This is a genomic window from Escherichia sp. TC-EC600-tetX4 (assembly GCF_019356055.1).
GTDB lineage: Bacteria > Pseudomonadota > Gammaproteobacteria > Enterobacterales > Enterobacteriaceae.
Map to the genome: position 1 here is coordinate 207,608 of NZ_CP079924.1, position 21,593 is coordinate 229,200.

The following is a 21,593-nucleotide window of genomic DNA, read 5'->3' on the forward strand; positions in this document are numbered from 1 at the left end:
GGCTTTTCACTCTTATTACAACGACTGATGTCGCGTCTCATGGGTCAGCAGCAGGGCGATTAACGTCAAGCCAGCCATCGCCGCCAGATATAACCCCACCGCACCTAGCCCGTAGTTAGTCTGCAACCAGGCTGCGATATATGGCGCAACGGAAGCCCCGAGAATCGACGCTACGTTGTAAGAGAACGATGCTCCGGTGTAACGCACTTCTGTCGGAAACAGCTCTGGTAACAGCGCACCCATTGGCCCGAAGGTCAGACCCATCAGACTTAACCCCAGCAGCAGGAAGGCAAAAACCAGAATCGGGTTGCCAGAACCGAGCAGTGGGTTAAAGGCGAACAGCGCGAACAGGATGATCAGCGTGGTGATGATTACCATGCTTTTACGGCGACCAAAGGCATCAGCCAGTAATCCAGCGACTGGCACCATCACGCCAAAACCAATAACTGCCATCATCAACATCCACAACACTTCGTTACGCGGCAGGCCAAGCCCAACTGGCGCGGCGGCGGTACTAAAGGTCATAGAGTAGACCGTCATGATGTAAAACAGCGTATAGGTTGCCAGCATAATGAACGTACCCAGTACGGTTACGCGAACATGTTTGGTCAGCAGCGTACCCAGCGGGATCTTCACCTGTTTTTTCGCTTTAGCGACTTTCTCAAACACCGGCGACTCATGCAGCGACACGCGAACATACAGGCCGATAATGACCAGCACCGCCGAGAAGATAAATGGCACACGCCAGCCCCAGCTCATAAACTGCTCGTCGGTCAGTAGCCAGGAAAGCAGCAAGAAAGTGCCATTGGCAAAGAAGAAGCCAATCGGTGCGCCCAGCTGCGGAAAGGAGCCATACAGTGCACGTTTGCGCGGTGGGGCGTTTTCAGTCGCCAGCAGCGCCGCGCCGCCCCATTCACCGCCTAAGCCCAGACCCTGACCAAATCGAGCCAGCGCCAGCAGCAGCGGGGCGAAAATACCAATCGTGGCATAGCCCGGCAGCAGACCAATCACCACGGTCGAAATCCCCATCGTTAGCAACGAGGCGACCAGCGTCGCTTTACGCCCAACGCGATCGCCAAAATGACCAAAAACGGCAGAGCCAATGGGGCGCGCGACGAAGGCGATGGCGAAGGTGGCGAGCGACTGTAGCGTTGCTGCCGTAGGATCGCCCTGCGGGAAGAAGATATGCGGAAACACAATAACGGCCGCAGTGGCGTAAATGTAAAAGTCGAAGAACTCAATGGCTGTGCCAATGAGAGAGGCGACAAGGACTTTATTACGCGAGTTGATCGGCGTGTATTCTTGCTCGTGGTCGAGTGTTGTGGCTGTTGCTTGCATAATCTTTTCTTATTTTTTGGCTAACGAATAGCCATATTACGCACAGCAAAAGTGATATTTCAATGTGTAACAAATCGCGGAAATGGTCAAAAATCAGGCAAAAAGGGGATAATGTTTAGGCCAGTGATTTTTCTTCTATGAAATGCTTCACATAATTTTATAAATAGTGGATAAAACTGGTTTCAGGTTAAATAAAAGTTACCAACTGGATTTATATGCTGGGGTTATGAGTTGGAATGAAATTGTTTGCTCCCAAATAGATGGCTGAAGAGGCTCTGGGGACGAGTTTCAAGAGGTTATGTGCGCATTATAGCCGGATGCGATGCTGGCGCATCTTATCCGGCCTACGGGGAGCCAGGCCGAATAAAATCGTATGCCGGATAAGGCGTTTACGCCGCATCCGGCCTATTTTAAGGCTGCGTTTTCCCCGGCATTCGCGGGTCGTCTTTATATTCGGCGGTGGCAATCCACGCCGCGCAAAACAGCGTCAAACGGGCGAAGAAGTAGAAAAATGCCATCAGCCCCAGCACGGAACCAAATGCTGCGCCAGAGGGGGATTTCATCAACGATGGCAGGGTGTAGGTCATCACGATTTTAATCACTTCAAAACCAATAGCAGCCAGAAATGTTCCGCGAATCAGGGCTTTTTTGCGCGGACGGTGGCGCGGCAACCGCCAGAAGATCCAGAAGAAAAGCAGATAGTTGGCGAAGATGGAAATCGCCAGGCCAATCAATCGCCACGTCGGTTTCAGCCACTCAATGCTGTTCAGGTGCAGGGCGCTAATAATCATTTGCTGCGCCGAACCGGCAACCGAGGTGATCGAAAGCGTCACAATCAGCGCAATCAACAAACCAATCAGCGAAATAAAATCTCGCAGATATTTTACCCAGAACTTCTCCTGATCTTGCGGCGAGCGTTCCCAGACATCGCGCGACTGGGCACGAATCGCTTCACGCAGGTTACCCATCCAGTTGATGCCGGAATAAAGTGCCACCGCCAGGCCGACAAGCCCTACAGTCGTACGCTGCTGAACGGCGGTGTTGATGGTGTTTTTCAACGTGGCGGCTAGCGTCGGATCGCTGATGTTTTGCAGAATTTTGTCGAAGATATCCTGTAGCAACATCGGATGGGAGGCCAGCACAAAGCCCCCTGCGGCAAACGACACCATCAAAATTGGTATCATCGACAAAAATGAGAAATAGGTGATAGCCGCACCAAACTGGTTACCCAGCCGATCGTTAAAGCGTTCTGTCGCGCGAATCAGGTGCGCAATAACCGGTTGGCGTTGGACTTTTTCGGCAGTGGTGGTGACGGTTTCCAGCGCCTGGCTAACTTTGCTGCCTTTCTCGCTATTATCCAACGGCTTAATCGGCTCGTGCTCCAGATCCTGGATGGGACGTTTGATCTCGTTTTCCTGCGTCATCCGCTCTTTTGTCCTTCTGTCGTGGTCATTCTTAAAAAGTATAGTCGGTCAGTCCAGGTACTCTTTCATTACGCCAGCCAGCCACTGCATAAACAGGTTTACACGCCGGGAAAGCTCCCGACGCTGCGGATAAACCAGCGAAAGGGAGAGCGGCTCGGCACGGTAGCCAGGTAATACTTCAATAAGCCGCCCGGCACGCAGGGCTTCGCGCACGGCAATGCGCGGGATCTGAATAATCCCCAGACCGGCAAGACCGGCGGTGAGATAGTTTTCGCTACTGTTTACCGTCAACATGCCGCCAGACTTAAACCACTGGACGCCATTAACGCTGGCAACCTCAAAACCTAACGGATGTACACCCAGGTGCGGTGTATAACGCACTATTGCGTGTGAAGTCAGATCATCGGGGCTTTGCGGATAACCAAAGCGCGTCAGATAGTGCGGACTGGCACAGTTGACCATGGTCAGTTTGCCGAGGGGACGGGCGATAACGCCATCTTCCGGTAACGCGCCAGTGCGTATCACGCAATCAAAACCATCATGAAGAATATCTACCGGACGGTCATGGCTACTCAGTTCCAGCTCAATTCCCGGATGCAGATAGAGAAATTCCGACAGGCGCGGCAGTAACAGGCTTTTCGCGATTCCTGGCGGGATGTCGATGCGTAATTTACCGCTGATACTGGTGGCATCCTGTTGAAACAGACCGTCCAGTTCGCTGAGATTACTCAACACATCTTTTGCTCGTTGATAATAGGTCATGCCTTCTGGCGTGAGTTTGACCCGTCGCGTGGTGCGCTGGAGAAGCTGGGTGCCAAGTTGATGTTCCAGTGCCTGTATCTGGCGCGAAACACTTCCCTTTGGCAAAGCAAAGAAATCCGCTGCGCGGGAAAAACTTTCCAGCTCCGCGACTTTGATGAACAACTGCATTGCGTGAATTTTATCCATTTCTTTGACCGATTGTTGTTCACAGCGAAACAGTAACGCGCATATCGCATTGTTTATTGTTTTTTCTAACATCTAATGCCGGGTTTCACAATGTTGTCATGCCGAATGTGGCGATTTCTCAGCAGGAAAAGGGCGGAATAGCTTTCTGAGAAAGGTGAATCCCCTTAAACAGAGCGTATTTTTCAGCGATTCCCTTTAAAGTGAACAGAGGACGTGTTGGCTATTTGTGCTTATTTTTGTCTCCTTGCCGTTTGTTATTTTGGCTTGTGGTCGCGGAATTTCATTTTTAATTGCATGCGTACTAACCACCAATATAAGGAAATCCTCAAAATTGTTTTAAATAGTGCCCTCGACATGTAATTTCAGGCGTTTAGCTGTAACTATTTATATCGGTAACTATTTTCTACACGTCATCTCTGTAGAATGGCCACCGCCAAATGGCGAATTCTTATTTTTTCTCGCGGGTAATACCCTTCCACTACTTAAGTCTTTTTAACGTATTCAGGTGGAGATTCAGTTATGCAAATAGTCATGTTTGACAGGCAGTCAATATTTATTCATGGAATGAAAATCAGTTTACAGCAGCGTATTCCAGGAGTGAGTATTCAGGGGGCCAGTCAGGCAGACGAGTTATGGCAAAAGCTGGAAAGTTACCCTGAAGCCTTAGTTATGCTCGATGGCGATCAGGATGGTGAGTTTTGCTACTGGTTGCTGCAAAAAACCGTGGTGCAATTTCCTGAGGTTAAGGTGTTAATTACGGCGACGGATTGCAATAAACGGTGGTTACAGGAAGTTATCCATTTTAATGTGCTGGCCATTGTGCCTCGTGATTCAACCGTCGAGACATTTGCGTTGGCGGTAAATAGTGCGGCGATGGGGATGATGTTTCTGCCTGGAGACTGGCGGACGACGCCGGAAAAGGACATTAAAGATCTCAAATCGTTAAGCGCCCGCCAGCGGGAGATTTTAACCATGTTAGCGGCGGGCGAATCAAATAAGGAGATCGGCAGAGCGCTGAATATCAGTACCGGAACGGTAAAAGCGCATCTGGAATCCCTGTATCGCCGTCTGGAAGTGAAAAATCGCACCCAGGCGGCAATGATGTTAAATATCTCCTCCTGAAGAGGATAATTTTACAGCCAGCAGGAAGTTAGCGGCTGGCTGTAAAAATATTATGGTTCGCCGTACAAACCAATTAAACGGCGTACCACACCGTTAGTCCAGCCAAACCCATCCTGCAACGGATACTCGCCACCGCCGCCTTCGCGGGGAACACCATCGGCAATATGGTATTTTTCGATCAGTTTGTGCTGTTCCAGATAGAACTGATTCACCGTCTTCAGCCAGCTTCGCGCGATTTCATCACCCAGAAGGTCATCGCCGTACATTTTAAATCCCTGAATCGCCATCCATTGTAACGGTGCCCAGCCGTTGGGTTTATCCCACTGTTCACCGGTTTCGTACTCGCTTGCCAGAATCCCGCCAGGTGTCAGTAACCGACTGCGCACGGCGTTTGCCAGACGATCGGCCTGTTCATGGTTCGCCATACCGACATAGAGTGGCACAATGGCGGCAGCGGAAAACAGCGCCAGTTGTTCGCGTCGCCAGTCGTAATCGCGGTAGATGCCGTTTTCATCATCCCAGAGGTAACGGTTTACCGCATCGCGACGGGCACTGGCTTTCTGGCGGAACAGTGCTTCTGTCTCTTTCTCGCCTTTCAGCGCCGAGATGTTGGCGATGGCGCTCTCCAGTTTAAACAGGAAGGCATTCAGATCGATGGGGATGAACTGGGTGGTACGAATGCTCGCCAGACGACCAGTATCACGCAGCCAACGGGAAGAGTAATCCCAACCGGAGGCCGCCCCCGCGCGTAAATCGCGGTACACCTCGTTGGGCGGGCGACCAGAATGTTTCGCGGTTTCAACGTCCTCAAGCCAGGATTCGTCACGCGGCGTGTCGCGATCGTCCCAGTAACGGTTGAGCAGCGATCCGTCCGGCATCCGCACAACATGGCGATAGGCCTGATTAGGGATTAACGATTCTGCACCGTCCATCCAGAAGGCATATTCCATTTTAAGGTGGTCGAGATAGCGGCGCGCACCGCGTACACCATCTTCTTCAAACAACTCCACCATCAGCGCAAAAACCGGTGGTTGCGAGCGGCTCAAATAATAGGTGCGGTTGCCGTTGGGGATGTGACCGTAGTTTTCGATCATCCAGGCGAAGTTATCGGCCATGCATTTCAGCAAATCTTCCCGACCACTTTCCGCCAGCCCCAGCATGGTGAAATAGGAATCCCAATAGTAGGTTTCGCTAAAACGGCCGCCCGGGACAATATATGACTGCGGCAGCGCCAGCAGAGAAGACCACGGAATGTGATCCTGTGGTTCGCGGGTTAGCACCGGCCACAGCTGGTCGATATGCTCTTTCAGGGAATTTTGCGGGTCCGATACATACTCGCTGGAGTAGACCTCCGGCAGCCAGAAGTGGTTTTCAACAAACTTGCGCAAGTCAAAATCACGATGACGGCGCACTTTACGGTAGCGGATTAAGATATCCAGCGGGTCCATTTTAGGTGCGCAGTCGGGAAAGGTTTTACTGTCGGGGAAAATTTTCGCCGACTGAACATGCTCGAACAGTTCGAGATAGCGATCGGCAGGCGTCAGCGCATCAGAGGCAGGCAGCCCTTCAATCATCTCGGGTTCCGGTTCTGCCTCGATCATCTCATCCAGTTTTAATTCATACGGGTCCAGCTCATAGCAGAGATCGACTTCGATCATCAGTTCGTCTGGATTAGGGTTTTGAATTTTCTGATTGAGCATAAGGATCCAACCTCCGAAATTCGTCGCTAATTATCGGCTTTTCTTTAAGGGTAGTCATTCGCTCCGCCTGGTGGGCGACAAAGCGTGCGGTGGATCACGTTTATTAACCTGTCAAAAAATATAACGCACTAATATCAATGGAATTTATAAAAATACCGATTTGGTGTTGTTTTTCATTTTCAGAACATTCAATCCTGCTCTCGCCGCAATCATGATATGCCATTCCTGATCTGGGTAATAGGCACAGGCTATCTTATTGATAGTTTATATTCATGTAATTGATTGATTCCTATCAAAAAGCGTATCTCCCTGTTTTTTATGATGGCTTTGTCTCGCAGAGACGTTTGCAGCATTCTGGAAAATTTTCTGGGTCACAATAACTCACCACCGTGAGGGAAGAATAATGAAAATGGTCTCACGTATTACCGCGATCGGCCTGGCTGGCGTCGCGATTTGCTATTTAGGGTTATCTGGTTATGTGTGGTACCACGATAATAAACGCAGTAAACAGGCCGATGTTCAGGCATCTGCTGTCAGTGAAAATAATAAGGTTTTAGGCTTTCTCCGCGAAAAAGGATGCGACTATTGCCACACGCCTTCGGCAGAATTACCCGCCTATTATTATATTCCTGGCGCGAAACAGTTGATGGATTACGACATTAAGCTTGGATATAAATCTTTTAACCTTGAGGCCGTGCGTGCGGCACTGCTGGCTGATAAACCCGTTTCGCAAAGCGATTTGAATAAGATTGAATGGGTGATGCAGTATGAAACTATGCCACCAACGCGTTATACCGCGCTACACTGGGCGGGTAAGGTGAGTGATGAAGAGCGGGCGGAAATACTGGCCTGGATTGCAAAACAGCGCGCGGAATATTACGCCAGCAATGATACTGCTCCGGAACATCGCAATGAACCGGTGCAGCCCATCCCGCAAAAACTGCCTACCGATGCGCAAAAAGTGGCGTTGGGTTTTGCGCTGTATCACGATCCCCGTTTATCGGCTGATAGCACCATTTCATGCGCTCATTGCCATGCGTTGAATGCGGGGGGCGTCGATGGCAGAAAAACATCGATTGGTGTTGGTGGCGCAGTTGGGCCGATTAACGCGCCGACGGTATTTAACTCAGTATTTAACGTTGAGCAGTTCTGGGATGGTCGTGCGGCAACATTGCAGGATCAGGCTGGTGGACCGCCGTTGAACCCGATTGAAATGGCGTCGAAATCCTGGGACGAAATTATTGCTAAGCTGGAAAAAGATCCGCAGCTTAAAACGCAGTTCCTCGAAGTCTATCCGCAAGGTTTCAGTGGCGAAAATATTACTGATGCCATTGCTGAATTTGAGAAAACATTAATTACGCCGGATTCCCCATTTGATAAATGGTTGCGCGGAGATGAAAATGCGCTGACGGCGCAACAGAAAAAAGGCTATCAATTATTTAAAGATAATAAATGTGCAACTTGTCATGGTGGTATTATTCTCGGCGGACGTTCCTTTGAACCGTTGGGGCTGAAAAAAGACTTTAACTTTGGGGAAATTACGGCGGCGGATATTGGTCGTATGAATGTGACTAAAGAAGAGCGTGATAAATTGCGTCAGAAAGTACCCGGTTTACGTAACGTTGCTTTAACGGCACCGTACTTCCATCGCGGTGACGTGCCGACGCTGGACGGGGCGGTGAAACTGATGCTGCGCTATCAGGTAGGCAAAGAGCTGCCGCAGGAGGATGTGGATGATATCGTAGCTTTCCTGCACAGTCTGAACGGGGTGTACACGCCGTATATGCAGGATAAACAATAATTAATTTGATCGCCCGAACAGCAATGTTTGGGCGATTTTTATTACGATAATAAAGTCTGTTTTTAATATTATCATGTTAAATGTTTATATTATAAAAAGTCGTTTTTCTGCTTAGGATTTTGTTATTTAAATTAAGCCTGTAATGCCTTGCTTCCATTGCGGATAAATCCTACTTTTTTATTGCCTTCAAATAAATTTAAGGAGTTCGAAATGGACCAGAAGCTGTTAACGGATTTCCGCTCAGAACTACTCGATTCACGTTTTGGCGCAAAGGCCATTTCTACTATCGCGGAGTCAAAACGATTTCCGCTGCACGAAATGCGCGATGATGTCGCATTTCAGATTATCAATGATGAATTATATCTTGATGGCAACGCTCGTCAGAACCTGGCCACTTTCTGCCAGACCTGGGACGACGAAAACGTCCATAAATTGATGGATTTGTCGATCAATAAAAACTGGATCGACAAAGAAGAATATCCGCAATCCGCAGCCATCGACCTGCGTTGCGTAAATATGGTTGCCGATCTGTGGCATGCGCCTGCGCCGAAAAATGGTCAGGCCGTTGGCACCAACACCATTGGTTCTTCCGAGGCCTGTATGCTCGGCGGGATGGCGATGAAATGGCGTTGGCGCAAGCGTATGGAAGCTGCAGGCAAACCAACGGATAAACCAAACCTGGTGTGCGGTCCGGTACAAATCTGCTGGCATAAATTCGCCCGCTACTGGGATGTGGAGCTGCGTGAGATCCCTATGCGCCCCGGTCAGTTGTTTATGGACCCGAAACGCATGATTGAAGCCTGTGACGAAAACACCATCGGCGTGGTGCCGACTTTCGGCGTGACCTACACCGGTAACTATGAGTTCCCACAACCGCTGCACGATGCGCTGGATAAATTCCAGGCCGACACCGGTATCGACATCGACATGCACATCGACGCTGCCAGCGGTGGCTTCCTGGCACCGTTCGTCGCCCCGGATATCGTCTGGGACTTCCGCCTGCCGCGTGTGAAATCGATCAGTGCTTCAGGCCATAAATTCGGTCTGGCTCCGCTGGGCTGCGGCTGGGTTATCTGGCGTGACGAAGAAGCGCTGCCGCAGGAACTGGTGTTCAACGTTGACTACCTGGGTGGTCAAATTGGTACTTTTGCCATCAACTTCTCCCGCCCGGCGGGTCAGGTAATTGCACAGTACTATGAATTCCTGCGCCTCGGTCGTGAAGGCTATACCAAAGTACAGAACGCCTCTTACCAGGTTGCCGCTTATCTGGCGGATGAAATCGCCAAACTGGGGCCGTATGAGTTCATCTGTACGGGTCGCCCGGACGAAGGCATCCCGGCGGTTTGCTTCAAACTGAAAGATGGTGAAGATCCGGGATACACCCTGTACGACCTCTCTGAACGTCTGCGTCTGCGCGGCTGGCAGGTTCCGGCCTTCACTCTCGGCGGTGAAGCCACCGACATCGTGGTGATGCGCATTATGTGTCGTCGCGGCTTCGAAATGGACTTTGCTGAACTGTTGCTGGAAGACTACAAAGCCTCCCTGAAATATCTCAGCGATCACCCGAAACTGCAGGGTATTGCCCAGCAGAACAGCTTTAAACACACCTGATAACATAACGTTGTAAAAACCGAATGCCCAGCCTTTAAAAAAACAGCTGGGCATTCGGTTGCTTATTAATCGCAATAATATATTGGCTGTCTATTCATCGTGTTGATAAGATATATGTTATATGAATGTTTATTAAATGTAGCGATTACCTTTAATGTCACGAAAAGGGATTATTTGCTTACTATTAATTTCCCTGTGTTCTTAAACACGTTTTTGTATTATAAATCCAGTCATCCTGCCCGTAGAACATCACACATTATCATCCTGTTCTCCCGCTTCGTTTAAATTTATTTATCAATCAATTTGACTTAAGAGGGCGGCGTGCTACATTAATAAACAGTAATATGTTTATGTAATATTAAGTCAACTATGCAATCACTACATGGGAATTGTCTAATTGCGTATGCAAGACATAAATATATTCTCACCATGGTTAATGGTGAATATCGCTATTTTAATGGCGGTGACCTGGTTTTTGCGGATGCAAGCCAAATTCGAGTAGATAAGTGTGTTGAAAATTTTGTATTCGTGTCAAGGGACACGCTTTCATTATTTCTCCCGATGCTCAAGGAGGAGGCATTAAATCTTCATGCACATAAAAAAGTTTCTTCATTACTCGTTCATCACTGTAGTAGAGATATTCCTGTTTTTCAGGAAGTTGCGCAACTATCGCAGAATAAGAATCTTCGCTATGCAGAAATGCTACGTAAAAGAGCATTAATCTTTGCGTTGTTATCTGTTTTTCTTGAGGATGAGCACTTTATACCGCTGCTTCTGAACGTTTTACAACCGAACATGCGAACACGAGTTTGTACGGTTATCAATAATAATATCGCCCATGAGTGGACACTAGCCCGAATCGCCAGCGAGCTGTTGATGAGTCCAAGTCTGTTAAAGAAAAAATTGCGCGAAGAAGAGACATCATATTCACAGTTGCTTACTGAGTGTAGAATGCAACGTGCTTTGCAACTTATTGTTATACATGGTTTTTCAATTAAGCGAGTTGCAGTATCCTGTGGATATCACAGCGTGTCGTATTTCATTTACGTCTTTCGAAATTATTATGGGATGACGCCCACAGAGTATCAGGAGCGATCGGCGCAGAGATTGTCGAACCGTGACTCGGCGGCAAGTATTGTTGCGCAAGGGAATTTTTACGGCACTGACCGTTCTGCGGAAGGAATAAGATTATAGAGTTTTACTCAGACATAAAAAAAACCCGGCATAGGGGACCGGGAAGAGGATAGTCTGCCGTCTCCAGACTAATAAACCGTTATAACACTCCCTGTTGGCACGGGAAACTTTGTGCTCTCAGTAAGTTAAATATAACTTTTACTGGAAATAAGATCAGCCATTTTTTTATAAACATAAGCTATACGCTGTGCGAAAATATATTCGTGCTGCATTTACTTATTATCAATTAACTGTTATGCAAAACTACTTTGTGGATAAATTTTGGTCCTACCAAATCTGGCAGTTTTTGCGCTAAGAAACAGTCTGGCATCATTTCATTAGTATACTGAAATTGAAATAATCGCAGTATGAAATATAAGGGATAATCATGACTCATGTCTGCTCGGTGATCCTCATTCGTCGTTCATTCGATATTTATCATGAACAGCAAAAAATATCGCTGCATAACGAGAGTATTCTGCTGCTGGAGAAAAATTTGGCAGACGATTTTGCGTTTTGTTCACCGGATACGCGACGACTGGATATCGATGAGCTGACAGTTTGCCATTACTTACAAAATATTCGTCAGCTACCACGCAATTTAGGGTTACACAGCAAAGACCGTTTGTTAATTAACCAGTCACCCCCCATGCCGCTGGTGACGGCGATTTTTGATAGCTTCAATGAATCCGGGGTAAATTCACCGATACTGAGCAATATGCTCTACCTTTCCTGTTTATCGATGTTTTCTCATAAGAAAGAACTGATCCCCTTACTTTTCAATAGCATCAGCACTGTTTCAGGAAAAGTTGAACGCCTTATTAGCTTTGATATCGCCAAACGTTGGTATCTGCGCGATATCGCGGAAAGAATGTATACCAGCGAGAGTCTAATCAAAAAAAAGTTGCAGGATGAAAATACCTGTTTCAGTAAAATATTACTCGCCTCCAGGATGTCGATGGCCAGACGATTACTCGAGTTACGTCAAATTCCTCTGCATACTATTGCGGAAAAATGTGGCTATAGCAGTACATCGTACTTTATAAACACATTTCGACAATATTATGGTGTAACGCCACATCAGTTTGCGCAACATTCGCCAGGTACCTTTTCCTGACATATTTCGCATTTGAATATTGGTCAGGATCTCACACCTGCTTCATGTGAAACTCTTCCCTGATGATTTCTGCCGGGCTACCGGCTAGTTCTCTTTCGCAGTTTGCCAGGCGGTATCGGTATTTTCAGGAGGAAAAGACTCGGCATGTTTGGGATTATTAAGCTGACAATTCATACGATTACGGGAATGTGGGTCAGTATTGTGTTGTTCAAATTGATGACGAATGGCTGGAGTGGTTTCTACTTTCAGTGCTGTGTACTAAGCCTGGTATTCCTGACGGTTAGCTGGTTGTTGAGTGGTGAATGGTTAGCAGGAAAGAGTAAGGCTGAACCTTCATGTTCAACCTTACTCTCATTTACACGTTACGCTTTTTTAAAGCGGGCAAAGAGATGTTCCACTACAACGAAAAAGACCGGAACGAAGTAAATTGCCAGCACTGTTGCGGCAAACATCCCGCCCATCACGCCGGTACCTACCGCGTTTTGCGCGCCAGAACCGGCACCATGACTGATAACCAGCGGCAGCACGCCGAGAATAAAGGCCAGAGAGGTCATCAGGATTGGGCGTAAACGCATCCGCGCCGCTTCGATGATTGCCTCTATCGGCGTTTTCCCTTCTTTCTGCATCATCTCAACGGCAAATTCGACAATCAGGATGGCGTTTTTGGCGGAAAGCCCGATGGTGGTCAGCAAACCAACCTGGAAGTAGACGTCATTACTTAAGCCGCGCAGATCGGTGGCCAGTAATGCGCCAACGACGCCTAACGGAACAACCAACATCACCGAGAACGGAATTGACCAGCTCTCATAGAGTGCGGCGAGGGCGAGGAACACCACGACCAGTGAAATCGCATACAGCGCAGGAGCCTGATTTGAGGATAACGCTTCCTGATACGATAGTCCGGTCCATGAGTAGCCGACGCCTGCCGGAAGTTTAGCGACCAGGTCTGCCATAAATTTCATGGCGTCACCGGTACTTTTCCCGGCCGCCGCTTCACCTAAAATCTCCATTGACGGGATGCCGTTGTAGCGTTCCAGTCGCGGTGAACCATAGGTCCATTCGGTAGACGAGTAGGCAGAAAGCGGTGCCATCGTGCCAGAGGCGTTGCGTACATACCATTGGTTGATGTTATCCGGCAACATACGGAACGGCGTGCCTGCCTGGACATACACTTTTTTCACCCGCCCCTGGTTGAGGAAGTCGTTCACGTAGCTGCTGCCGAAGGCGGTGGAAATTGTCTGGTTGATATCAGACAGCGCCACGCCCATCGCTTCAGCTTTCGCAGCGTTGACGTTCACTTTGAACATCGGCGTATCTTCCAGGCCGTTCGGGCGTACCCCGGTGACCTGATTCGGTGATTGCGCTGCCAGTGATAACAGCTCGTTTCGCGCCTGGGTTAGTTTTTCGTGCCCCAGGTTACCGTTGTCCAGCAGTTCCATATCAAAACCTGACGCGGTACCCAGTTCAGCCACCGCGGGTAAGTTGAACGGGAAGACGACGGCTTTATTGATACTGCTTAACGCAATCATTGCCCGCTGAATGATCGCGGTAACCGAGTTTTCCTCACCGACACGTTCAGACCACGGCTTGAGACTGATAAACGCCAGGCCGTTGTTTTGCCCCTGACCGCTGAAGCCAAAGCCGCCAACGGTAAACACCGACTGGACATTATCTTTCTCTTTAGTCAGATAATAATCCGTCACCTGTTGCAGCACTTTCGTGGTGTTAACCATGGTGGCACCGGAAGGTAACTGCGCGGTGGTCATAAATACCCCCTGATCCTCTTCTGGTAAGAAAGAGGTCGGCGTGCGCAGGAACAGCACCGCCATCCCGGCGCAAATCAGCAGGTAGACCACCATGTAGCGACCGGTACAACGCAACAGCGAGCGGGTGCTATCGGTATAGTGTTGAGTTGATTTTTCAAACAGCGTGTTGAAGCGTGCGAACAGGGCGTTAGGTTTGTGACCGCCTTCCGGCGCGGCTTTCAGAATGGTGGCGCACAGGGCAGGGGTCAGGCTCATTGCCACAAATACTGAAAGCAGCATGGAGGAGATCAGCGTGATGGAGAACTGGCGGTAGATCTCCCCGGTTGCACCGCTCATAAAGGCCATCGGCATAAACACTGCGGAAAGAACAACGGCAATACCGACCAGCGCACGTTGGATCTGCCCCATCGATTTATGCGTCGCTTCCTTCGGCGGTAGCTTATCTTCCGCAATGACACGCTCGACGTTCTCCACCACCACGATGGCGTCATCCACCAGTAACCCTATCGCCAGCACCATCCCGAACATAGTCAACGTGTTGATGGTGAAACCGACCGCCGACAAGATCGCAAACGTCCCGAGAATAACCACCGGTACGGCAATCGTCGGGATGATTGTGGCACGGAAATTCTGCAAAAACAGATACATGACCAGGAAGACTAGGATGATAGCCTCAACCAGTGTTTTGAAAACTTCCTGAATAGAAATTTCGATAAACGGCGTGGTGTCGTAAGGATAAACCGTCTTCAGACTTGCCGGGAAATAGGCTGATAAGCGGTTCAGTTCCTCTTTGACTGCCCGCGAGGTATCCAGGGCGTTTGCTCCGGCAGCCAGTTTGATGGCGATCCCGGCAGCAGGTTTGCCGTTATAGCGTGCCACGGTGGAATAATCTTCCGCCCCAAGTTCGACGCGAGCGACATCACGCAGCAGCACTTGCGAACCATCTTGCTGAACTTTCAACAGGATTTTGCCAAATTCTTCCGGCGTTTGCAGACGCGTCTGCACAATGATCGAGGCGTTTAGCTGCTGGTCTGCCGCCTGTGGCATGCCACCCAGTTGACCACCGGAAATCTGGTTGTTTTGCACCTTAATCTGGGAAATAACATCGGAAGGTACCAGGTTATATTTATTGAGTTTTTGCGGGTCCAGCCAGATACGCATGGCATACTCGGAACCAAAGAGTTGTACGCTACCAACGCCCGCGGTACGGCTTAGCGGGTCTTTGATATTAGACGCTACATAGTCCGCGATATCGTACTGGTTGAGGCTGCCGTTATCAGAAATAAACGCCGCTACCATCAGGATATTACTGCTCGACTTATCGACGCTAATCCCCTGCTGCTGCACTGCTTCAGGTAATGAAGGCATAGCGAGTTGCAGTTTATTTTGCACTTGAACCTGTGCGATATCAGGAGATGTCCCAGTCTCGAAGGTCAGAGTGATAGAGGCATTGCCCGCCGCATCACTGGTTGAAGACATGTACATCAGGCCATCAAGCCCATTCATATTTTGCTCAATCACCTGAGTGACCGAGTCTTCTACCGTTTGCGCATCGGCACCTGGATAGGTAGCGCTGACGGTAATGGTCGGTGGCGCAATCTGCGGATACTGCGCAACCGGTAAGTTCATGATCGCCAGACCACCTGCAAGCATCATAATAATGGCAAGTACCCAGGCAAAAACCGGGCGATCAATAAAATAGTTAGCCATGAAAGTCCCCTTAAGCCTGCAACGTTATTGTTTCGATTCGGTGCTGGCGTTTTCCTGGCTGGAGGAAATTGCTCGTGCTTTGATACCCGGACGAATGCGTTGCAAACCGGAAACGATCACCCGATCGCCAGCCTGCAAGCCAGAGGTGACGACCCACTGGTCGCCGATGGCTTTGCTGGCTTCAATTTCGCGTAGCTGCACGACATCGTCTTTATCCAGAATGAGCGCCGTTGCTTTACCCTGGGCGTTGTGGGTGACGCCTTCCTGCGGCACCAGTAATACATTCTGGCGGCTACCTTCATCCACTAATGCCGTGACGTACATGCCAGGCAGCAAGTCACCATTTGGGTTGGGGAAAATCGCCCGTAACGTCACGGAGCCCGTGGTTTCATCCACTGTCGGGTCGGAGAATTTCAGCGTGCCGGTCTGGCTGTAGCGTTTACCATTTTCCAGATTGAGCTGTACTGGCGTACTGCCCTGAACCTGTTTGATTTGCCCACTGGCGACCTCTTCTTTCATGCGTAAGAAATCTTGCACCGACTGCGTGAGATCGACATAAATCGGGTCCAGACGTTGTACGGTAACCAGCGAATCTGCCTGATTAGCGGTAACGAGTGCGCCGACGGTCACCGACGATTTCCCGCTGACGCCCGTAATCGGCGAGGTGACATTCGCGTATTGCAGATTGATCGTCGCCTGTTCAACAGCCGCTTTGGCGACGGTGACATTGGCTTCTGCTTCATTCAACTGGGTGCGCGCGGTGTCGTAATCCTGACGGCTAACGTAGTTGGTCTTCAGCAACGATGCCTGGCGGTTAAAGGTGATGCGGGCATTGCTGGCGGTAGAGAGCGCTTTCGCCAGCGAGCCTTTGGCGGAGTTTAGCTCGGCCTGTAAAGGTGCAGGATCAATCTGATACAGCGAATCGCCCTGGTTCACTTTATCGCCTTCGATAAAGTTGCGTTTAATGATAATACCGCCCACCTGGGGACGTATCTCGGCAACTTCATAAGGAACGGTTCTACCGGGCAATTCGCTCAACACATTGACCGAACCGGGGGAGAGTGTGACGACACCGACCTCAGGCGTCATGGCGGCGGCGTTTTCCGCCGATTTGTCATCGCAGGCGGTGAGCATCGCGCCGCAGAATAACAACGGTATTAACAGCTTTCTTCTTCTGTTCATTTTAGTCCCTGAAAATTCTTGAGAAATAACGGTTCTTTAAATTGCGCGCGAGGAGAGATATGAGGGATTTACAGACCAGCGGCATAGTGGGGTTGTCAGCCAGTAAGGTGGGATACAGGCACAGTGATCGACATGGTGAGGTCAACGACAAAAAAAATGTTGCCGTTCTGCCAACAGTTCCTGCCAGCATTCGGGCAACGAAGGGTTCTACTGGTGGATACACATACCAGGGGAATAAAGTCGTTTTAGCCTCTCCTTTAGTAATCACCGGGGGTAATGAAATCAGCATCTGCATCCCTCGTCATGCCAGCCATCAATTTCAGTTGCTTATGTCCTGACTAAAAATAAGATGTGATACCCAGGGTGACGATGTCGCTCATACGTCTTAGTTTCAGCTTGTACATAATGTTGAATTTCTGAATCTTTAATGTTTGTTGCGAAATATTGAGCGTCGACGTGATATTGCTTTCATTTTTATTTTTCAGAATCAGTTGCATAATTTTGAACTGATTATGTGAAAAACATAATTGTGAATTCTTATGGGGCAAGTGTTTACCATAAGTAATCTCAAGAAGATTTTTGATACTTTCTTTGCGGCTAACAAAATAAATAGGCGCTTTAGCTTTTAGTTTACTGATGTGATAAGGTGCCAAAACAATAATTCTCTCGGCATCTAATTTCTCCAGAAATTTAATCGCTTCTTCATCAAGGATATGATTGTGATAGGTATCAATGATAACCTTGAAGGGTTTATTGCCTACTTTTTTGATCTCTGACAGGGAATTGATTTTTATCATTTCGTGATTATCTTTCAACTGCCAAAAGCCCTGTAAAAGAAAAGAATCTTTCGTCATGAGAAAAATCATAACTTGCTCCTTAGCCGTTATCGTTTCGAATATGTCATCCTTTTCATTATTTACATCCTTGTCCGAATCGTTGTTCAATATAGTAAACGCCTATAAGAACTTTACCCTTCGTGAACTAATACGTCTATTAACACTAATCAATACTTCAGATTTATCCATCACGCACTCCATATATTGATCCTAAGTAAGATTCCTGGTTGTTATCAGCTTGTAAATAGCAAACAAAAAGTTAACGTTTGCGGATTACTGCCCAAGAATAAGTTATCAATAACCAGTTTGTGATCTCTGAAGAATATTACTAAAGTTAAAATGTAATCCGATTTAAATATCGAGTCTCCTTGTTTCGACTTAAGCTGGCAATTGGATTGCCAGCTTTCTTTTAACGCATTGAAATTACCTGAGTAAATAACGCATTCATGTCTTCAGGTTTTTATATAGCGTCTGGAGACACGGATATTTATGCAATGTAATCAACGCCAGTTGCAAAAAAATGAACCCGGATTACTTATTTAACCGCCCATAGCATCAACGCTTACGGAACTCTTTGTTCACTTTCCCACAGCACTTTTAAAACATTAAACCTGACTACGGAAAATATCAGCCATGATAATGTTTGAAATGGCTAATTTGCCATAGAGTGAAAAAAATTAGATGAAATTCAGTAGGTTGAAATAATCACTAGCAGGTAATTATTTCAATGATAGTGCGCAATTGATCTACAACACTGCGTAGCGGAGAGAGTATTAATCGGATCATAGTCACATCAAGTGACTATGATCCGGGTGACAACCGGGGTAATTATTGCTGCTTAACGAACAAACTGGCGAAGCTGAACAGGCTGGCGGCGCTAAATATCAGTTCAATTCCCACCAGTGTGGAAACCAGCGTTACAGACACCATCGGCGTTGCACCAAGGAATATCCAGGCAATGACGATATCCAGCACACCAATAACGAGCTGTAGCCAGCTGCCTTTCATTGAACGCTGACGATACCAACTCATCAGGCGAATAACCCCTGCAACACAGAACAAACCGGCAATAAATGCCGCAATGGCAAAAATGCCCAGCTCCGGTGCGCGGATGAAGAAATAGCCGATCAATAAATAGGCGACTGCGACGAGGAAACCGGATAATACCGGCCAGAAATTATGACTGCGGTTGCTGAATAACCCGACAATAAGCGCAATACCCGAGCAGATTAATAATGCACCCACTACTGTGCTTAAAATATCGCCAGAGACGAACGGGAAACTGATACACAGCAACCCGACGATAAACAGCAGCACGGCAATAAACTGGATTGCTCTGCGATGTTTTTTAAGCATCTCCAGATCAAACTTCAAAATTGTTGCCTTATCTATATATAACATAGAACCACCCTATAAAATTAAGAAGAAAATCCCCTGCTATCAATCTATGCCAAAAACGCGTCTAAGAATGCAGTCGATTTAATAAAAATTTCCTAATTGCAGTATCTGATGCATCTGTAACTCATTGTATTGAAATAAAAATATCTGATTTTGATATTTTCCATCAACATGACATATACAGAAAACCAGGTTATAACCTCAGTGTCGAAATTGATTCGTGACGGCTCTTTCACTTTATAGTTGAGGATATTACGATGAAAAAAGTATTAGGCGTTATTCTTGGTGGTCTGCTTCTTCTGCCAGTTGTGAGCAATGCAGCGGATGCGCAAAAAGCAGCTGATAACAAAAAACCGGTCAACTCCTGGACCTGTGAAGATTTCCTGGCTGTGGACGAATCCTTCCAGCCAACTGCAGTTGGTTTTGCTGAAGCGCTGAACAACAAAGATAAACCAGAAGATGCGGTTTTAGATGTTCAGGGTATTGCAACCGTAACCCCAGCTATCGTTCAGGCTTGTACTCAGGATAAACAAGCCAACTTTAAAGATAAAGTTAAAGGCGAATGGGACAAAATTAAGAAAGATATGTAATTCCGGGAATGCGTTACATCGTACTTCCTTGCATATTGAACAGGCCGGAATATCTTCTTTAAAAGCAGCTATTCCTCCTGTTCATATATAATCTCTATATTGAATGGGTTACAAAATGAATATTTCATCTCTCCGTAAAGCGTTTATTTTTATGGGCGCTGTAGCGGCTTTGTCACTGGTGAACGCACAATCTGCGTTGGCAGCCAATGAATCCGCTAAAGATATGACCTGCCAGGAATTTATTGATCTGAATCCAAAAGCAATGACCCCGGTTGCATGGTGGATGCTGCATGAAGAAACAGTATATAAAGGTGGCGATACCGTTACTTTAAATGAAACCGATCTCACTCAAATTCCTAAAGTGATCGAATACTGTAAGAAAAACCCGCAGAAAAATTTGTATACCTTCAAAAATCAAGCATCTAATGACTTGCCGAATTAATGAGGTGCAAGTAAAAAGGAGTAGCAAGTTGAGCCATCTTGCTGCTCCTTTTTGCATTTTTATATGACAGCAGAATTTATTATACGTCTTATACTCGCGGCAATTGCCTGTGGCGCTATTGGCATGGAAAGGCAAATGCGCGGCAAAGGAGCAGGGTTACGCACACATGTATTAATTGGCATGGGAAGCGCCCTGTTTATGATTGTTTCGAAATATGGTTTTGCTGACGTGCTGTCTTTAGATCACGTCGGACTCGACCCCAGCCGTATTGCTGCTCAGGTGGTGACGGGCGTCGGGTTTATCGGTGCAGGTAACATTCTCGTTCGTAACCAAAATATTGTAGGTCTGACGACGGCAGCGGATATCTGGGTGACCGCCGCCATAGGTATGGTTATTGGCAGCGGTATGTACGAACTGGGTATTTATGGTTCAGTGATGACCTTGTTGGTGCTGGAAGTCTTCCATCAATTAACCTTCCGCCTGATGAACAAAAATTACCATTTACAGCTGACATTAGTGAACGGTAATACGGTATCAATGCTCGACTGGTTTAAGCAGCAAAAAATAAAAACTGATTTAGTTTCGTTGCAGGAAAATGAAGATCATGAAGTGGTCGCCATTGATATCCAGCTTCATGCCACAACGTCGATAGAAGACCTGTTGCGATTATTAAAAGGTATGGCAGGGGTGAAAGGCGTTTCAATTAGCTAATCTGTGTGGCAGCGTAGCCAGACTCACCGTAAGCCTGAAATTCACACCAGATAATCAATATGCTGATGGCGTACCAGCTCATTGATCCGCTTAAGATTGAGGATCATCATGATATTGTGTTTATGGCAGTAGAACGTTTTTAGCGATATTTTCAGTTTCTCCAGAATATCTTCCGTTGTCATTTGATTCGCAATGCAGCTCAGAACCTGATGTTGCTTGCGCGAAAGTGACACAGCCGCTTCAGGCACAGAGCAGTAACTGCCATTGATGAGTGCGACAAAATCAATGATAGTGATAGTCCGCGGAACAAAGGTCACCGGCACTTTCCCCAGGCAGCGTTTAATATTAAAGGGGGAGAAAATAATGACATGGACAGGTTTTAATCGTTCAATTTGAGTGAGAAAATTAGAATGAAATACATTATTCATTAATGTATCAATAATGACGAAGGCATTCTGATGCAACATTACGTCGATCTCTTCTTCGTTCTGTATATGAACGACATTACCTTTACTCAGAATGTTTTTCATCGCGGTGAAGAACATCGTATCCCTGGTAATTATAAGAAACATAACCGACTCCTGGTGCGGACATTAACTTTATAATCAGTTTGCCAAAGGTAATTAACAGGACAGGGCTTATAATAATAATAGTTAGCTTACTGTGTATTAATTTGATGTAATGCATGATGCAGATGCTGAGAAAGCATCTGCATCTTTCGGTG

Annotated in this window: 18 protein-coding genes; 9 read left to right on the forward strand and 9 right to left on the reverse strand. The window is 47.5% G+C overall.

The window, feature by feature from the left end; translation table 11 throughout:
* Positions 1 to 15: 15 nt before the first annotated feature.
* From KXD89_RS00955 to KXD89_RS00965, 3 genes are all read right to left on the reverse strand, one after another.
* Positions 16 to 1,338: an MFS transporter gene (locus tag KXD89_RS00955; protein WP_001149003.1), complete on the reverse strand. Its 1,323-nt coding sequence runs from the start codon at positions 1,336 to 1,338 to the stop codon at positions 16 to 18.
* 410 nt (positions 1,339 to 1,748) lie between these two features.
* Positions 1,749 to 2,762, reverse strand: coding sequence for an inner membrane protein YhjD (gene yhjD / locus KXD89_RS00960; RefSeq protein WP_000191237.1), 1,014 nt, complete (start codon positions 2,760 to 2,762; stop codon positions 1,749 to 1,751).
* Positions 2,763 to 2,810: 48 nt separating this feature from the next.
* A complete protein-coding gene (locus KXD89_RS00965; RefSeq protein WP_000357790.1) occupies positions 2,811 to 3,710 on the reverse strand; it encodes a LysR family transcriptional regulator in 900 nt (299 codons plus the stop codon).
* A 519-nt stretch (positions 3,711 to 4,229) separates the two neighbouring features.
* Between KXD89_RS00965 and KXD89_RS00970 the strand changes: the two genes are divergently transcribed.
* Positions 4,230 to 4,832, forward strand: coding sequence for a response regulator transcription factor (locus KXD89_RS00970; RefSeq protein WP_001167676.1), 603 nt, complete (start codon positions 4,230 to 4,232; stop codon positions 4,830 to 4,832).
* A 50-nt stretch (positions 4,833 to 4,882) separates the two neighbouring features.
* Here KXD89_RS00970 and KXD89_RS00975 read toward each other — a convergent pair whose 3' ends face one another.
* On the reverse strand, positions 4,883 to 6,532 hold the full coding sequence (locus KXD89_RS00975; RefSeq protein ID WP_000934216.1) for an alpha,alpha-trehalase: 1,650 nt from the start codon (positions 6,530 to 6,532) through the stop codon (positions 4,883 to 4,885).
* A gap of 403 nt (positions 6,533 to 6,935) precedes the next feature.
* On the opposite strand from KXD89_RS00975, the gene ccp reads away from it, so the two are divergent.
* From ccp to gadW, 4 genes are all read left to right on the forward strand, one after another.
* Positions 6,936 to 8,333, forward strand: a complete 1,398-nt coding sequence (ccp, locus tag KXD89_RS00980) for a cytochrome c peroxidase (protein WP_000784827.1) — start codon at positions 6,936 to 6,938, stop codon at positions 8,331 to 8,333.
* A 210-nt stretch (positions 8,334 to 8,543) separates the two neighbouring features.
* Positions 8,544 to 9,944: a glutamate decarboxylase gene (locus KXD89_RS00985; RefSeq protein WP_000372240.1), complete on the forward strand. Its 1,401-nt coding sequence runs from the start codon at positions 8,544 to 8,546 to the stop codon at positions 9,942 to 9,944.
* 369 nt (positions 9,945 to 10,313) lie between these two features.
* Positions 10,314 to 11,138, forward strand: a complete 825-nt coding sequence (gene gadX / locus KXD89_RS00990) for an acid resistance transcriptional activator GadX (protein WP_001191059.1) — start codon at positions 10,314 to 10,316, stop codon at positions 11,136 to 11,138.
* Between the two features lie 367 nt (positions 11,139 to 11,505).
* Positions 11,506 to 12,234: an acid resistance transcriptional activator GadW gene (gene gadW / locus KXD89_RS00995; protein ID WP_000149999.1), complete on the forward strand. Its 729-nt coding sequence runs from the start codon at positions 11,506 to 11,508 to the stop codon at positions 12,232 to 12,234.
* Between the two features lie 362 nt (positions 12,235 to 12,596).
* Here the strand turns inward: gadW and mdtF are convergent, their stop codons facing one another.
* Both mdtF and mdtE read right to left on the reverse strand, forming a co-directional pair.
* Positions 12,597 to 15,710, reverse strand: coding sequence for a multidrug efflux pump RND permease MdtF (mdtF, locus tag KXD89_RS01000; protein ID WP_000024872.1), 3,114 nt, complete (start codon positions 15,708 to 15,710; stop codon positions 12,597 to 12,599).
* Positions 15,711 to 15,734: 24 nt separating this feature from the next.
* On the reverse strand, positions 15,735 to 16,844 hold the full coding sequence (mdtE, locus tag KXD89_RS01005) for a multidrug transporter subunit MdtE (RefSeq protein WP_001340474.1): 1,110 nt from the start codon (positions 16,842 to 16,844) through the stop codon (positions 15,735 to 15,737).
* A 107-nt stretch (positions 16,845 to 16,951) separates the two neighbouring features.
* Between mdtE and KXD89_RS01010 the strand changes: the two genes are divergently transcribed.
* Positions 16,952 to 17,230, forward strand: coding sequence for a hypothetical protein (locus KXD89_RS01010; protein WP_001205329.1), 279 nt, complete (start codon positions 16,952 to 16,954; stop codon positions 17,228 to 17,230).
* On the opposite strand, the gene gadE is transcribed toward KXD89_RS01010, so the two are convergent.
* Together gadE and hdeD are read right to left on the reverse strand one after the other, a co-directional pair.
* Positions 17,231 to 17,758, reverse strand: a complete 528-nt coding sequence (gene gadE, locus KXD89_RS01015; RefSeq protein ID WP_000576690.1) for an acid resistance transcriptional activator GadE — start codon at positions 17,756 to 17,758, stop codon at positions 17,231 to 17,233.
* Positions 17,759 to 18,556: 798 nt separating this feature from the next.
* Positions 18,557 to 19,129: an acid-resistance protein HdeD gene (hdeD, locus tag KXD89_RS01020; protein ID WP_000965672.1), complete on the reverse strand. Its 573-nt coding sequence runs from the start codon at positions 19,127 to 19,129 to the stop codon at positions 18,557 to 18,559.
* Between the two features lie 254 nt (positions 19,130 to 19,383).
* Between hdeD and hdeA the strand changes: the two genes are divergently transcribed.
* The 3 genes from hdeA to KXD89_RS01035 all read left to right on the forward strand — a co-directional run bounded on the left by hdeA (position 19,384) and on the right by KXD89_RS01035 (position 20,869).
* Positions 19,384 to 19,716, forward strand: a complete 333-nt coding sequence (hdeA, locus tag KXD89_RS01025) for an acid-activated periplasmic chaperone HdeA (RefSeq protein ID WP_000756550.1) — start codon at positions 19,384 to 19,386, stop codon at positions 19,714 to 19,716.
* Positions 19,717 to 19,831: 115 nt separating this feature from the next.
* A complete protein-coding gene (gene hdeB, locus KXD89_RS01030; RefSeq protein ID WP_001298717.1) occupies positions 19,832 to 20,158 on the forward strand; it encodes an acid-activated periplasmic chaperone HdeB in 327 nt (108 codons plus the stop codon).
* Positions 20,159 to 20,221: 63 nt separating this feature from the next.
* Entirely contained in the window at positions 20,222 to 20,869 is a 648-nt protein-coding gene (locus tag KXD89_RS01035; RefSeq protein WP_001296814.1) for an MgtC/SapB family protein, read from the forward strand.
* 41 nt (positions 20,870 to 20,910) lie between these two features.
* Here KXD89_RS01035 and KXD89_RS01040 read toward each other — a convergent pair whose 3' ends face one another.
* Positions 20,911 to 21,441 (reverse strand): LuxR C-terminal-related transcriptional regulator, encoded by a 531-nt coding sequence (locus tag KXD89_RS01040; protein ID WP_000478619.1) that lies wholly within the window; start codon positions 21,439 to 21,441, stop codon positions 20,911 to 20,913.
* Positions 21,442 to 21,593: the final 152 nt, after the last annotated feature.

Bases quoted from the DNA above. Each gene is read 5' to 3' on its own strand.
- KXD89_RS00965 (WP_000357790.1), bottom strand. From the start codon at position 3,710: ATGGATAAAATTCACGCAATGCAGTTGTTCATCAAAGTCGCGGAGCTG.
- hdeB (WP_001298717.1), top strand. From the start codon at position 19,832: ATGAATATTTCATCTCTCCGTAAAGCGTTTATTTTTATGGGCGCTGTA.
- KXD89_RS01035 (WP_001296814.1), top strand. From the start codon at position 20,222: ATGACAGCAGAATTTATTATACGTCTTATACTCGCGGCAATTGCCTGT.
- gadW (WP_000149999.1), top strand. From the start codon at position 11,506: ATGACTCATGTCTGCTCGGTGATCCTCATTCGTCGTTCATTCGATATT.
- KXD89_RS00975 (WP_000934216.1), bottom strand. From the start codon at position 6,532: ATGCTCAATCAGAAAATTCAAAACCCTAATCCAGACGAACTGATGATC.
- ccp (WP_000784827.1), top strand. From the start codon at position 6,936: ATGAAAATGGTCTCACGTATTACCGCGATCGGCCTGGCTGGCGTCGCG.
- gadE (WP_000576690.1), bottom strand. From the start codon at position 17,758: ATGATTTTTCTCATGACGAAAGATTCTTTTCTTTTACAGGGCTTTTGG.
- KXD89_RS00970 (WP_001167676.1), top strand. From the start codon at position 4,230: ATGCAAATAGTCATGTTTGACAGGCAGTCAATATTTATTCATGGAATG.
- mdtF (WP_000024872.1), bottom strand. From the start codon at position 15,710: ATGGCTAACTATTTTATTGATCGCCCGGTTTTTGCCTGGGTACTTGCC.
- hdeA (WP_000756550.1), top strand. From the start codon at position 19,384: ATGAAAAAAGTATTAGGCGTTATTCTTGGTGGTCTGCTTCTTCTGCCA.
- KXD89_RS01040 (WP_000478619.1), bottom strand. From the start codon at position 21,441: ATGTTTCTTATAATTACCAGGGATACGATGTTCTTCACCGCGATGAAA.
- yhjD (WP_000191237.1), bottom strand. From the start codon at position 2,762: ATGACGCAGGAAAACGAGATCAAACGTCCCATCCAGGATCTGGAGCAC.
- KXD89_RS00985 (WP_000372240.1), top strand. From the start codon at position 8,544: ATGGACCAGAAGCTGTTAACGGATTTCCGCTCAGAACTACTCGATTCA.
- gadX (WP_001191059.1), top strand. From the start codon at position 10,314: ATGCAATCACTACATGGGAATTGTCTAATTGCGTATGCAAGACATAAA.
- mdtE (WP_001340474.1), bottom strand. From the start codon at position 16,844: ATGCTCACCGCCTGCGATGACAAATCGGCGGAAAACGCCGCCGCCATG.
- KXD89_RS01010 (WP_001205329.1), top strand. From the start codon at position 16,952: ATGAGGGATTTACAGACCAGCGGCATAGTGGGGTTGTCAGCCAGTAAG.
- KXD89_RS00955 (WP_001149003.1), bottom strand. From the start codon at position 1,338: ATGCAAGCAACAGCCACAACACTCGACCACGAGCAAGAATACACGCCG.
- hdeD (WP_000965672.1), bottom strand. From the start codon at position 19,129: ATGTTATATATAGATAAGGCAACAATTTTGAAGTTTGATCTGGAGATG.